This is a genomic window from Ruegeria sp. HKCCD6604, from assembly GCF_013110635.1.
GTDB lineage: Bacteria > Pseudomonadota > Alphaproteobacteria > Rhodobacterales > Rhodobacteraceae > Ruegeria.
This window is the reverse complement of sequence record NZ_WVQW01000001.1, coordinates 259,171-272,979: the sequence shown is the minus strand read 5'-3', so window position 1 is coordinate 272,979 and position 13,809 is coordinate 259,171. Positions and strand designations below refer to the sequence as shown.

Annotated in this window: 13 protein-coding genes; 3 read left to right on the top strand and 10 right to left on the bottom strand. The window is 58.9% G+C overall.

The window, feature by feature from the left end:
* Positions 1-12 precede the first annotated feature (12 nt).
* A complete protein-coding gene (locus GS614_RS01310; RefSeq protein ID WP_171725316.1) occupies positions 13-765 on the bottom strand; it encodes a cytochrome c biogenesis CcdA family protein in 753 nt (250 codons plus the stop codon).
* Between the two features lie 106 nt (positions 766-871).
* Here GS614_RS01310 and GS614_RS01305 point away from each other — a divergent pair, with 106 nt between their 5' ends.
* Entirely contained in the window at positions 872-1,105 is a 234-nt protein-coding gene (locus GS614_RS01305) for a sulfurtransferase TusA family protein (protein WP_152457900.1), read from the top strand.
* Positions 1,106-1,154: 49 nt separating this feature from the next.
* On the opposite strand, the gene GS614_RS01300 is transcribed toward GS614_RS01305, so the two are convergent.
* The 8 genes from GS614_RS01300 to purC form a co-directional block, all read right to left on the bottom strand.
* On the bottom strand, positions 1,155-4,025 hold the full coding sequence (locus GS614_RS01300) for a ribonuclease E/G (protein ID WP_171725315.1): 2,871 nt from the start codon (positions 4,023-4,025) through the stop codon (positions 1,155-1,157).
* A 508-nt stretch (positions 4,026-4,533) separates the two neighbouring features.
* Positions 4,534-5,868, bottom strand: coding sequence for a sigma-54 dependent transcriptional regulator (locus GS614_RS01295; protein ID WP_171168276.1), 1,335 nt, complete (start codon positions 5,866-5,868; stop codon positions 4,534-4,536).
* A gap of 12 nt (positions 5,869-5,880) precedes the next feature.
* On the bottom strand, positions 5,881-7,563 hold the full coding sequence (locus tag GS614_RS01290) for an ATP-binding protein (RefSeq protein ID WP_371807735.1): 1,683 nt from the start codon (positions 7,561-7,563) through the stop codon (positions 5,881-5,883).
* A gap of 132 nt (positions 7,564-7,695) precedes the next feature.
* The gene (purQ, locus tag GS614_RS01285; RefSeq protein WP_171362904.1) at positions 7,696-8,364 is read right to left on the bottom strand and encodes a phosphoribosylformylglycinamidine synthase subunit PurQ; all 669 of its coding nucleotides are present in this window, start codon (positions 8,362-8,364) and stop codon (positions 7,696-7,698) included.
* Positions 8,365-8,375: 11 nt separating this feature from the next.
* Entirely contained in the window at positions 8,376-9,419 is a 1,044-nt protein-coding gene (locus GS614_RS01280; RefSeq protein ID WP_171725314.1) for a zinc-dependent alcohol dehydrogenase family protein, read from the bottom strand.
* A gap of 4 nt (positions 9,420-9,423) precedes the next feature.
* Positions 9,424-9,654, bottom strand: a complete 231-nt coding sequence (purS, locus tag GS614_RS01275; protein ID WP_117872765.1) for a phosphoribosylformylglycinamidine synthase subunit PurS — start codon at positions 9,652-9,654, stop codon at positions 9,424-9,426.
* A gap of 115 nt (positions 9,655-9,769) precedes the next feature.
* A complete protein-coding gene (locus GS614_RS01270; protein ID WP_171116063.1) occupies positions 9,770-10,435 on the bottom strand; it encodes a MarC family protein in 666 nt (221 codons plus the stop codon).
* Positions 10,436-10,574: 139 nt separating this feature from the next.
* Positions 10,575-11,330 (bottom strand): phosphoribosylaminoimidazolesuccinocarboxamide synthase, encoded by a 756-nt coding sequence (gene purC / locus GS614_RS01265; protein WP_117869044.1) that lies wholly within the window; start codon positions 11,328-11,330, stop codon positions 10,575-10,577.
* A 187-nt stretch (positions 11,331-11,517) separates the two neighbouring features.
* Here purC and GS614_RS01260 point away from each other — a divergent pair, with 187 nt between their 5' ends.
* Both GS614_RS01260 and bmt read left to right on the top strand, forming a co-directional pair.
* Complete coding sequence (locus GS614_RS01260; protein ID WP_152457893.1) at positions 11,518-11,835, top strand: DUF1476 domain-containing protein; 318 nt, start codon at positions 11,518-11,520, stop codon at positions 11,833-11,835.
* Positions 11,836-11,956: 121 nt separating this feature from the next.
* Complete coding sequence (gene bmt / locus GS614_RS01255) at positions 11,957-12,970, top strand: betaine--homocysteine S-methyltransferase (protein ID WP_171116065.1); 1,014 nt, start codon at positions 11,957-11,959, stop codon at positions 12,968-12,970.
* Positions 12,971-12,981: 11 nt separating this feature from the next.
* Here the strand turns inward: bmt and GS614_RS01250 are convergent, their stop codons facing one another.
* On the bottom strand, positions 12,982-13,758 hold the full coding sequence (locus GS614_RS01250) for an enoyl-CoA hydratase-related protein (protein WP_171116067.1): 777 nt from the start codon (positions 13,756-13,758) through the stop codon (positions 12,982-12,984).
* Between the last annotated feature and the right edge of the window lie 51 nt (positions 13,759-13,809).

The following is a 13,809-nucleotide window of genomic DNA, read 5'->3' as shown; positions in this document are numbered from 1 at the left end:
AGGGTCAGTTGATCACCCGAAATTTGCCAGCGCCGGAAAAGTCTCCAGCAACCACCAGCTGAAACGGGTGAAAAGCCCGGTTATCAGCATGATGCCCACAAACAGCAACAGCCCGCCCATGATCTTTTCGATCGTGCCCATATACGGTTTGATCCGGTTCATCACGGTCATGGAGCGATTCAGGAACATGGCCGCCAACAGGAACGGAATACCCAAACCCGCAGCGTAAACCCCCAGCAGAAACGTGCCGCGCGCGACCGACGCTTCGTTCGCCGCCAGTGACAGGATCGCACCCAGTTGAGGACCAATGCACGGGGTCCAGCCGAATGCAAAAGCCAGGCCAAGGATGTAAGCGCCAAAGACCGACCCACCGGAATCACCGGTTTCAATCCGTGCTTCGCGATCCAGAAAAGGAATCCGGAAGACATTCAGAAAGTGAAGGCCAAAGACGATGACAACGGCACCGGATAACTTGGCGAACAGCACCTGATTTTGCAGCACAAACGCACCAAAGGCCGATGCGGTAAAGCCAAGCAGCAGAAACACGGTCGACAGGCCCATGACAAAGAACATCGCCGACAGGGTTGCCTTGCGCCGCGCACGGGCCTCGTCCTGCATCTCATGTATGGTAACGCCGCTCATATACGCCAGATAAGGCGGTACGATTGGCAATACGCAAGGCGACAGAAAGCTGATCAGGCCACCCAGCAGCGCGACGAACATGGCGGGCAGCAGTCCCGCGTCGATGATTTCGATTCCGAACATGTTTCTGCACATATGTGATGAAGAGCGATCCGTCACGGGGCCAAACAGTCACATCCTCGTGCTCGGAATCTGGACAATATTACAACTTCACCCTATCCCGAAAATCATGTCAGAGATTACAGATACCCTGGACGCTTTGGGCCTGTTGTGCCCCTTGCCCGTCCTGAAAGCCCGCAAACGACTGAAATCCATGCCGGAGGGTGCCGTTCTGCGGGTGCTGGCCGATGATCCTGCGGCCATCGTGGATGTTCCGCATTTTTGTGCCGAGGCCGGGCATACACTGCTTTCGCAGGACACTGACGGCGCACATCAGATCTATCTGATCCAAAAATCCAGCTGACCTTTGTTGCAGGTCAAAAAAAGGCGGGCCGATCAGCCCGCCTTTTTCATTAACTTCCCAGCGACCACCAACCGCGGCGTTTGGGCTTGGCGGGTATAGGTTCAGGCTCTTCCGCCACGCTTTCAAGCACCGGCTCGGGCGTTGCTTCTGCTGGCCCGTCTTGGGCAGGATCGTCGGTTTCTGCAACGTCAGCGGCTTCTACAGCTTCCGCAGATTGCTTTTCCGCCTCATCCGCTTCTTCAACCGCTTGTGCCGCATCCACACCGTTTGCAGGTTGCCCTTCCGACGGCGGAGCGTCAACCTGTGCTTCGGCTAGTTCAGCGGCCTCCTCAACCTGCTCGGCGGCGACCTCGGCGCTTTCGCCCGCGATGCTCTCGCCGGTTTCCTCGGCTGCCGGCTCTTCCGTTGCAGCGTCAGCCGTCGTGGAAAATGGCTCTTCAGGCTGATCCGCAACTTCTTCGGCAACCGCATCTTTCTTGCGACGGCGCGGGGCGCGTTTGCGCTTGGGCTTTGCCGGTTTTTCTTCCTCCGAAGCCTCAGCTTCAGCCGGCTCAGCACTTTCGACGTCAGGCGTATCGCTTTCTGCGTCTTCTTGTGCTGGCGCTTCACCCTCTTCCGCGGCCTGCTCTGGCGTGTCGCCATTGCCCGAACCTTTCTTGCGACGACGACGACGGCGCTTGCGCTTGGGCTTTGCCTCTTCTTCGGTCTGAGCGATTTCCTCTTCGGTCTCTTCCGCGTCCGATGAATCGACAAGATCCATCAGCGACGCATCGACAGAAACAACAGGCGCCGTGGCCTCGGGAACAATCCGGCTGGCCGTCTTGAACTTCTCCATCGAGAAGTCCGGGCTGACCAGATGGATATCCCCTTCGATCCTCACCGAAAGCCCATAACGCGCCTCGATCTGCGCAATATGCTCTCGCTTCTGGTTCATCAGGAAGTTGGCGATGCTGACAGGGCAGCGCACCAAGACTTCGCGCGAACGGCGGCGGGTACCTTCTTCTTCGATCTGACGCAGGATCGACAAGGCCATGTTGTCGTCCGAGCGGATCAGACCGGTGCCGTGACAGGCCGGGCACGGCTGCGTCGTTGCCTCGATCATGCCGGGGCGCAGACGCTGACGGCTCATCTCCAGCAGACCAAAACCCGAAATACGACCGACCTGAATGCGGGCGCGGTCCGTTTTCAGTTTGTCTTTCAAACGCTTTTCGACAGCCGAGTTGTTCTTGCGCTCGTCCATGTCGATAAAGTCGATGACGATCAGACCAGCGAGATCGCGCAGGCGCAGCTGACGTGCAACCTCCTCAGCGGCCTCGAGGTTGGTCTTGAGTGCGGTTTCCTCGATCGAACCTTCCTTGGTGGCACGGCCCGAGTTCACGTCGATCGCCACCAGTGCTTCCGTCACGCCGATTACGATATAGCCACCGGATTTCAGCTGTACGGTGGGATTGAACATCCCGGCCAGATAGCTTTCCACCTGATAGCGCGCGAACAGAGGCAGCGCATCTTCGTACCGTTTCACGTTCTTGGCGTGCGACGGCATGATCATCTTCATGAAGTCCTTGGCGATGCGGTACCCGCCCTCGCCTTCGACCAAGACCTCGTCGATATCACGGTTGTAAAGGTCTCGGATCGACCGTTTGATCAGATCACCTTCTTCATAAATCTTTGCCGGCGCGATGGATTCCAGTGTCAGCGCCCGGATCTGCTCCCACAAACGCTGGAGGTATTCATAGTCGCGCTTGATCTCGGATTTGGTTCGCTTGGCTCCGGCGGTTCGAATGATCAAACCCGCCCCGGTCGGCACATCGATATCCGTTGCGATTTCTTTCAGCTTTTTCCGGTCCGCCGCGTTGGTAATCTTGCGGCTGATGCCACCGCCACGTGCGGTATTGGGCATCAGAACACAATACCGTCCTGCCAGCGAAAGATAGGTGGTCAGCGCAGCACCCTTGTTTCCGCGCTCTTCCTTGACAACCTGCACCAGAAGGACCTGACGTACTTTGATGACTTCCTGAATCTTGTAACGACGCGGGCGCGGTTTGCGCGGCGGACGAATGTCTTCGCTGTCATCATCATCAGCAACCGATTCAATCGATGCGTCTTTTGATGCAGCGTCTGTGCTTTTGGTTTCGTCAACGTCCTCATCAGGGTCTTGTTCATCATCCGCAGCTTCAACAGGTTCTTCTGCTTGCTCCGGCTCGGATTGGGCTTCATGCCCTTCCGATTGAATGTCTTCAACGGCTTCCACTGGCTCTTCGGCCTGATCCTCTGCGTCGTCGTCCGACACATCGACAGCCTGTTCAGTGGCTTCCTCGGCAACGTCGTCTAGTGCTGCCTCATCCGATGCGGTTTCGGTTGCTTCTTCAGTGGCCGGCGCGTCATCGTCAACCGGCTCCTCTACCGGAGTTTCAGCGACGACTTCCATCGGCGACGTTCCTTCCGGAACATCAACATCTGCTTCTTCACCCTCGTCCAGATCGATGGTTTCCATGCCGGTTGGTTCGGTCGAAACCTCCATCGTTTCAACCGGATCATCCGATTTCACGTCAGCAGCCTTCGCGCGAGACCGAGTCCGCCGTTTCTTGGATTTGGCCTCTTCAGCCTCATCACGCGCCTTCATGGCCTCGGCGTAGGCGCGCTCTTCCTCCATCAACGCCTCACGGTCGGCGACGGGGATCTGGTAATAATCCGGGTGAATTTCAGAGAATGCCAGGAAGCCATGCCGGTTCCCGCCATAATCCACAAAGGCCGCCTGAAGCGACGGCTCAACCCGCGTTACTTTTGCAAGATAGATGTTGCCGGCAAGCTGGCGTTTGTTTTCGGATTCAAAATCGAACTCCTCGACCTTGTTTCCGTCAACCACCACGACGCGGGTTTCCTCCGCGTGGGTGGCATCGATAAGCATTTTCTTAGCCATTTGTCCTTGGTGCACCGCGCCAACCGCGTTGTCCTGACCTGTCCAGGCGGACAGGCGCTTTTGGGGAGGTGTCTTGTCAGGGCGATATCAGACGGCGCGCGGCAGGGTCTGGCGCTGTGGCCCCCTGCCCGTTCTCTCAATCGTTGCGCGCGCGTCATCGCGGTTCTTCTCCGACAGGCGCGTCTGAACGCAGCCTGCCCATTTATTCCTTTCGCCCAGTGATCCCGGGCTCAGGTACTCCACTGCCCCTTGAGGGGCATAATCGGTCTGCTGAACCGCGAGGTCTTGACCCTCACCAACGGATCAGCAGCGAAACTCAAAGATTCGGGACTTGCAGGCGTCAAAATCGCCCGGCCCGTTCCGACACAATAAAAGCAACCCTGTGGAAAAGACAATGGGCAAACTGCACTCCGCCACCAACCAGCGCAACGGATCCCCTTCATCTGGCCAAAAATATCCCGGGGGAGGCGCCATAGGCGACGGGGGCAGAGCCCCCAAATCGCATCGCTTACAGATAGTCCGAACGCTGAAGGCCGTATTTGGCCATCTTCTCGTTCAGCGTCCGGCGAGGAAGGCAAAGCTCGTCCATGACTGACGCGATAGAGCCTTTGTGCCTGCGCATCGTATTATCAATCAGCATTCGTTCAAACGCTTCGACATATTCCTTCAGCGGCTTGCCCTCGGTGGTCATCACCGGCTGCATCTCTTCGTGATCGGACATCAACAGAGACGCGATGGTGCCCGAGCCACGGCGCGATTGCAGCACCGCCCGTTCAGCAATATTGATCAACTGGCGCACATTGCCGGGCCATGGCGCCTGCAACAATTGCGCAGCTTCCTGCGCGCTCACCTGGGGGGCATCGCAACCGTATTCTTCGGCAAACTGCTCACTGAGACGGGTAAACAGGGTCAGGATATCTTCGCCCCGCTGCCGCAACGGCGGCATGGTGATGCGCAGCGCGGCCAGGCGATAGAACAGGTCCGGGCGCAGCACGTCTTCCGACGTCTTGCCCGCCTCCTGCAGGTTCGAGATGGCAACGATCCGGGTCTCCGCAGGTGTGCCCTGCTCGTTCATCACGCTCAGCAGCTTGGCCTGCAACGTATCGCTCAACGCTTCCACATCTTCCAGAACCAGCGTGCCGCCACGCGCCTCTTCGATGGCGGGCAGTTGCGCATCTTCGGGCATCATGGGGCCAAACAGGCGCTTGGCCAGTGCGTCTTCTTCAAGCGCGGCGCAGGACACCAGAACAAACTTCTTGCCGGCACGGCTGCCAACGGCATGAAGCGCGTGAGCCACAAGCGTTTTCCCGGTACCGGTTTCACCGTCGATCAACACATGGCCGTCAGCCTGGCCGAGATCCAGAATATCCTCACGCAGCCGCTCCATGACCGGGCTGGCACCGATCAGCTTGTTCATGATCTGGGTGCCGCCGGACAGCTCGCGCCGCAGGGCACGGTTGTCCAGAGTCAGACGGCGCGCATTGCTGGCGCGTTTGGCCAGTTCGGACATCTTGTCGGGGTTGAACGGTTTTTCAAGGAAGTCGAACGCGCCAACGCGCATCGCTTCAACCGCCATCGGCACGTCGCCGTGCCCGGTGATCATGATCACCGGCAAGGTGCTGTCGGCCCCCATCAACTTTTTCAGAAGCTGAATGCCGTCCATTCCCGGCATCTTGATGTCCGAGATCACGATTCCCGGATAATCCGGCCCCAGAACCTTGAGCGCGTCCTCGGCGCTGGCAAAGGTTTCCGTGTCATATCCGGACAAAGCAAGCCATTGGCTGATCGATTGGCGCATGTCCTGTTCGTCATCCACAATGGCGATTTTCATGGCCTGTGCCATAGTCATTCCTCGTTATTCCGCGGCCTCAAGGCCGTCGCTTCCCAGTGCTGGCAACTGCATTTCAAACACCGCGCCACCGTATTGGCCGTTGCGCGCAGTCAGCCGTCCCCCATGGTCGTTCACGATCCCCGACGAGATGGCAAGCCCCAGGCCCACCCCGTCCCCGGGCTGTTTGGTGGTATAGAACGGCTCGAACAGGTTCTCGATATCCTCGATCCCATGCCCGTTGTCGCGTACCGTCAGGACAGCCGTGTCACCCGCCGCCAGGATGATTTCCACATCCGGCTCTGCCACTGATTTGGTGGCGTCCAGCGCATTGCGCAAGAGGTTGACCATCACTTGCTCGATCCGCATCCGGTCCCCCATCACCACCACCGGTTCTTCCGGCAGGATCTGGGTGATCTTCACATGGCGCTGACGCAACTGCGGCTCCATCATCGACAAGGCCGAGGCCAGCGCTTCGCCAAGATTTACAGGTGAAAACGCATCTGCCCCCTTGCGCGCGTAAGATTTGAGCTGCCGCGTAATCGCGCCCATCCGCTCGATCAGGCCATCGATGCGACCGAAACTTGCCAGCGCTTCTTCCGGCCGGTTTCGACGTAACAGCAGACGGGCGCCGGCCAGATAGGTTTTCATTGCAGCCAGAGGTTGATTCAGCTCGTGACTGACCGCCGCTGACATCTCACCCAGAGCTGCAAGTTTCGAGCTTTGGGCAAGGGTCTGTTCCGCCAAATCCAACGTCTTTTCAACCCGTTCGCGTTCAGCGATTTCCCGCTGTAGCCTGGCGTTCAATGCGCGAAGCTCTGCCGACTCGCGCTGAAACAGGGTCATGCGCAGCGTCGCGCGTCGGCTCAGCGCGTAGAACGCCAGCGCCAGAAGAATCGCAAAGCCCATGATCTCGAGCGCCAGAACGCTGTTCACTTTCTCGCGGATCGAGGCATAGGTCGTGAAAGATGTCATTTGCCAGCCGCGGAACGGGATGCGCGTTTCCAGACGCATCACGGCCTCGCCTTGCAGGTAGGCGTCAGGTGGCAAAGCGGTCCAGTCGGTCGTCGCCCGAATGGCCCGCTGGATCGCCCCTTGCGGCGGTTGACGCAGCAGGGCCGCCCCCTCATCCAGACCCCGCCAGCGCGGTTCGGTGGACAGAATGATGGTTCCGGTACTGTCAGTGACCATCACCGCATCCGAAATACCGGCCCATGCCTGTTCAAACTTTTGCAGATCAACTTCGACAACGATCACGCCCAGTATTTCCGCGCTGTTTTCAAGCCGGCGCGAATAGACAAAGCTGTATCCGCCGGATTCCTTGGGAATAACGGAAAAGATCGTCGCATTTGACCGGATCGCGTCCACAAAATACGGAATATTCCTGTGCGCCTCGCCCAGCCTGTTCCGATCCGTCGCCGCAACCGTTCGCCCGTCACCATCCAACAGCATCAACGACGCCGCACCGATTTCCTCAACGAACGAAATCAAACGCTGCGTCGATAACGAATAGTCCCTGGATTGCAGCGCCGAAATCAGTGTCGGGTCCCGCGCCAGCAACTGGGGCACGATCGAGTTGCGGCGCAGTTCGCTCAGCAAATTGCCGGAATACAGCGCAAGGCGAAGCTCGGCCCGGTTGCGGGTGGATTCGGTGAACCTGTCGGTCAACAAGCGGTTGGTGATCCAAACCGTTGCGATTGTTGCCACCATCAATACAATAACAGCCAGCCGCAGCCGCCACCCCAACGGGGCGCCGCGAAAGGGTTTCAGCAGCTTTGACCAGCCTGATCGCACGTCCGAGTTCATGATCAGACGTTACGCGCGGGCGCGCGTGACCTCAAGTCACGCCGCTTCAAACACACCTGACAATGCGCGGAACAGCGCCGCCCCGTCGGTGCCGCCATGCCCTTGATCGGCCGCGCGCTCGGGATGCGGCATCATACCCAGAACACGACGGTTTTCGGAAAGGATCCCCGCGATATCACCGACCGAGCCGTTGGGGTTCTCGGTATAGGTGAATGCGATCCTGTCCTGATCTCTCAACACTGCCAGCGTTGCGTCATCCGCGAAATAGTTGCCGTCGTGATGCGCAATCGGAATACCGATCACGTCGCCTGCGTTATAGCCACCGGTAAAGACGCTGTCGCTGGTTTCAACTTTCAGGCCCACAGTCTTGCAGATGTATTTCAGCCCGGCATTGCGCAGCAGCGCCCCCGGCAGGATACCTGTTTCTGTCAGAACCTGAAATCCGTTGCAGATCCCGACCGCATAACCGCCGCGTTCGGTGTGGTTGACCACGGCCTTGCAGATCGGCGACTGCGCAGCGATTGCACCGCACCGCAGATAGTCACCGTAAGAAAACCCGCCCGGAACGCCCACGATATCAACACCGTCCGGCAGCGCCGCATCCTTGTGCCAGACCATGTCGACCTGAAAACCGGCCTGCTCAAAGGCGACCGCGAGGTCTCGGTCACAGTTTGATCCGGGGAAAACGATTACGGCTGCGCGCATGGCGGGCCCTCCTACGAGACAAAATCGGTGACGACCGCAACGCCCGGAGGGGTTGGATGGTCAAAGGCGGCAAGCTCGGCGCTCACCTGGTTGAGAGATATTTTTCGCGTGACCAACGGGCTCAGGTCAATTCCACCGCCCGCGATCAGCGACAACAAAGACGGATAGCGCCAGCTTGGCATTCCGCGTGTGCCAAAGACAGAAAGCTGGCCAGAGTAAAGCACATCCATCGGCAACGCCATCTGGGTGTGATCTCCAGCAGGCATCCCGATCTGCACCATGCGCCCCATTTTGCGCAGGGAACGCATCGCGGAAACGGTCGTTGCTTCGACGCCAAGCGCCTCGATCGCAACATGGGCGCCGCCACCAGTGATATCCTTCACCGCCTGCGGCGCGTCGCAGGTTGCCGCATTGACCACCGCATCTGCGCCCAGAGCCTTGGCATAGTTCAGTTTGTCATCCGTGATATCGACAATTACCACACGTGCGCCAAGCGCCTTGCCCAGAAGCAAAGTGGAAATCCCGACACCGCCACCGCCGAAGACGGCAATCCATTCACCGCCCTGAACCTGTGCCCGACCGACCAATGCCTGCCACGCTGTCGTCACGCGGCAACCCAACGCGGCCGCGATGTCCGGCGCGATACTGTCCGGCAAGGATGTCAGGTTCGCGTCGGCATGGGCCACCGCGACATATTCCGCAAAAGCGCCGTCACAGGTGAACCCCGGCACAAGCTGATCCGCGCAGATCGTCTGATGACCCTGCGCACAATCCGGACACCGGCCACAGGCCAGAATGAAAGGCGCAATCACCCGATCCCCGACACGCCACCGGGTGACGCGCGCGCCGACGGAAACCACCTCGCCGCAATACTCGTGCCCTGGCGTCATGGGCAGGATGACGTCCGGGTCCGAACCAGACCACGCGTGCCAGTCAGACCGGCACACGCCGCAGGCCAGCACCCGCACGACCACGCCGTCTGCCGCCGGTGCGGGATCCGGGATCGTCGTTACCTCAAGCGGCTGACGGTAGGTGATCAGACGCGCGGCCCGCATTCCATCAGACCAGTTCGATCTCGTAGCGTTCGATAACAGTGTTGGCCAAAAGCTTTTCGCACATCTCGGTCACATCTGCTTCGGTCGCGCCGTCGGCCAGTTCAAGGTCGATCACCTTGCCCTGACGCACACCTTCGACCTGATCAAAGCCCATTGCGCCCAATGCGTGCCGAACCGCTTCGCCCTGCGGGTCCAGCACCCCGTTCTTGAGCATCACATGAACCCGTGCTTTCATTTTGGCAACTCCACCTGCGGGCCGCAATCCGAGGCCCATTTCGTTGCGCGGGGGATAGCGCGCCAAATGGCTTTCGACAACCCTGTTTGCAAAGCAGTTTGCCGCAGCAATCCAACTATCCGCCTTCTTTGGCCAATCCCGGATAATGCGCGTCAATTGCATGGAACGTGCCAGTCAGAACCATCTCGACCGCGACGGCGACCAGCAGGATGGCCATGATCCGGGTCAGGACGTTGATCATAGTCTCACCCAACAGGCGCGAGATCTGATCCGCGAACAACAATCCCAGCCCCACGATCGCGCAGGCAATCAGGATCGCCGAACCCAGCGTCACGATTTCGGCGCCGCTTGACAGTTGGTGCGAAAAAACGATCGTGATGGCGATCGTGCCCGGCCCGATGGTCAAAGGTATCGCCAGCGGTACGACCGCAAAATTCAGTTTCCGCTCGTGCCCGTCATCCATCGCGGCCTGATCGCCCGGCGGCCGGTCCTCGGCCTTCAACATCGACATCCCGATTCCGAAGATGATGATCCCTCCGGCAATCCGGAAAGCCGGCACATCAATGCCAAAAACCCCAAGCACCTCTTCCCCGATCACGACAGCGGTCAGCGCAATAACCGTAACCGAGATCATGACAACAACCGCAACATGCCGCCGTTCTGCCGCGGTGCAGTTTTTCGTCATGCTCAGAAAAATCGGGATGTTGTAAAGCGGATTGAAGATTGCAAGCACGGCGGCCAGAAACTTCAGAAACACTGTCTGATCAAACAGTTCCGCCATTTGACACCCATCCTGAACCTTTTGTGCCTGCCCGAGGCAAACATGCTGGGGAAACGAGAAACTGTCAATTTCAACCGCGAACGAAAAAGCGCCGCAAACACGGTTGCGGCGCTTTGGCAAACTTGTGGTCCGGCCGTTCCTAGTTGATCAGCGTCGGCTTGGTGACATTGTTGCTGGGCAGGACACCCAGTCGGCGTGCAACTTCGGAATAGGCGTCGGTCAAACTGCCCAAATCACGGCGGAACACGTCCTTGTCCAGCTTCTGACCGGTTTCGATATCCCACAGGCGGCAGCTGTCGGGGCTGATTTCGTCAGCAACGATCAGGCGCTGATAATCGCCTTCAAACACGCGGCCGATCTCGATCTTGAAGTCGACCAGACGAATGCCCACCGCCAGCATCACACCGCTCATGAAATCGTTCACGCGCAAGGCAAGGCTGAGGATATCGTCCATGTCCTGCTGGCTGGCCCAGCCAAACGCGGCGATGTGTTCTTCGGTGACCAACGGATCACCCAGCGAATCGTCCTTATAGCAGTACTCGACGATCGGGCGCGGCAGTTGCGTGCCCTCTGCAATGCCCAGGCGCTTGGACATCGATCCGGCGGCATAGTTGCGCACGATCACTTCCAGCGGAACGATTTCGCAGTTGCGAACCAGCTGTTCACGCATGTTCAGGCGGCGAATGAAGTGGTTCGGAATGCCAATCTGGGTCAGGCCGGTCATGAAGAATTCCGACAGGCGGTTGTTGAGCACACCCTTGCCGTCGATCACGTCCTTCTTTTCCGCGTTGAAGGCGGTGGCGTCATCCTTGAAATACTGGACGATCGTTCCCGGTTCGGGGCCTTCGTACAGAATCTTGGCCTTGCCTTCGTAGATTTTCTTGCGACGCGCCATAAGCGACCTTTCCACTCTGCACAGAGGGATTGAGTCCCCTCACGTTGGCGTCCTCATAGTCCAAGCACCCATTTCCCGCAAGTTCATGTACCCGAGAGGCTTTGACGCAGCGCAAATCCCTTGCGCATGGGACGTCGTATAGTCATATCATCAGGAAAGAAGACATAACCCAAGAGGTCCTTGCCCTATGACGACGTTCGACGAACGCGAAAACGCCTTTGAAGCCAAGTTTGCCCATGACGAAGAGATGCAGTTCAAGGCACAAGCCCGCTGCAACAAGCTTTTGGGTCTGTGGGCTGCTGAAAAACTGGGTAAATCCGGTGCCGACGCCGAAGAATATGCAAAGACGGTCGTGATTTCCGACTTCGAGGAAGCCGGGCACGAAGATGTCGTTCGCAAGGTTTCGGGCGATCTGGGCAACCTGTCCTCGGACGAGGAAATCCGCGCAAAAATGGCCGAGCTTCTGCCGGAAGCCAAGGCGCAGGTCCTGAGCGAGACCAACTGAGCCTAGGGCGTCCGACTCATGATCTTCATGAGTTTTATGAATTTGATTTGACGCCTTGGTCATGAGACACGGGGCGTCTCTTTTTTTAACGGCGTTTTGCGCCTTTTCCTGGAACAACCCTATGACAAACGCGCTGAGCAAGCTTCTGGAATCCAATGACGCCATTCTGGCCGATGGTGCCACGGGAACGAATCTGTTCAACATGGGCCTGCAATCTGGTGACGCTCCCGAACTCTGGAACGTGGATGCCCCGGACAAGATCCGGGCTCTGTATCAGGGGTCGGTTGATGCAGGCAGCGATCTGTTCCTGACCAACACGTTCGGCGGCACAGCGGCACGGCTGAAACTTCATGACGCGCACAACCGCGTGGGCGAGCTGAACCGCATCGGCGCCGAGCTGGGGCGCGAAATCGCCGACAAGGCCGGACGACCTGTCGTCGTTGCAGGATCGGTCGGCCCGACTGGTGAAATCATGGAGCCGGTCGGCAGCCTGTCGCACGCCGAAGCCGTGGAAATGTTCCATGAACAGGCGGAAGCGCTGAAAGAAGGTGGGGTGGATGTTCTGTGGGTGGAAACCATCAGCGCCCCCGAAGAGTTTCGCGCCGCCGCCGAAGCCTTTGCCCTGACCGACATGCCCTGGTGCGGCACAATGAGCTTTGACACTGCCGGACGCACGATGATGGGTGTCACCTCGGCCGATCTGGCCCAGCTGGTCGAAACTCTGCCGAATCCCCCCATCGCTTTCGGTGCCAATTGCGGCACCGGCGCATCCGACATTCTGCGCACAGTACTGGGATTTGCCGCGCAAGGCACTGAACGCCCGCTGATTTCGAAGGGCAATGCAGGAATTCCGAAATACGTGGATGGTCACATCCATTATGACGGCACGCCCGAACTTATGGGGCAGTATGCCGCCATGGCGCGGGATGCCGGCGCGACCATCATTGGCGGGTGCTGCGGAACCATGCCCGACCACCTGCGCAAGATGCGTGAGGCGCTGGATACCATGCCTCGCGGCGAACGCCCGACGCTCGATCAGATCACTGATACGCTGGGTCCGTTCACATCCGCCTCGGACGGGACGGATGACGATGCGGCACCGGAACGCCGCACACGCCGCCGCCGCCGCGCATGATGTCAGCCTGATCAGCGCCCTTCGAATTTCGGAGGGCGTTTTTCCATGAAGGCCACGACACCTTCGGCAAAGTCCCTCGAACGGCCACATTCGCCTTGCAGGTGCGCCTCGGTCGCAAGCTGCTGTTGCAGAGTGTTTTCATACGTTCGGCGAATGGCTTGCTTGATCGCGCCATAGGCGGCCGTGGGGCCTTTTGCCAGATACTCTGCCCTCTTGCGCCAATGATCGGCGAAAGCGTCATCCGGCACGGCTTCCCAGATCATGCCCCATTCATCCGCCTGCTTTGCCGTGATCTTTTCGGCAAACAAGGCCGCGCCCATTGCTTTGGCCAACCCCATCTGACGGGGCATGAACCATGTTCCACCGGCATCGGGAAGCAGACCGATACGGGCAAATGCCTGTAGGAAGTAGGCGCTTTCGGTGGCAATCACCACATCGGCACAAAGGGCAAGGTTCGCGCCTGCCCCGGCCGCCGGTCCGTTCACCGCGGCAATCGTGGGCACCGGGCAATTGTGGATCGTCTCCAGCATCGGTTCATATTCATCGCGCAGCGACCGTTCCAGATCGATCTTGCCGGTTGAAGACGCATCGCCCAGATCCTGCCCGGAACAAAACGCAGGGCCCGAACCGGTGATGACGACACAGCGCGCCTTGATCGCTGCATCTTTCATGGCGTGCGTAATCTCTGCCCGCATCTGGGTGGTCAGCGCGTTCATCTTGTCCGGCCTGTTCAGCGTCAGAACCGCCAGACCGTCTGCAATCTCCAGAGCAACCGTTTCGTAATTCATGAAAACCCTCCCGTCGCGCCATGTGTTTTTGCACACTTACTGGCCCGGACG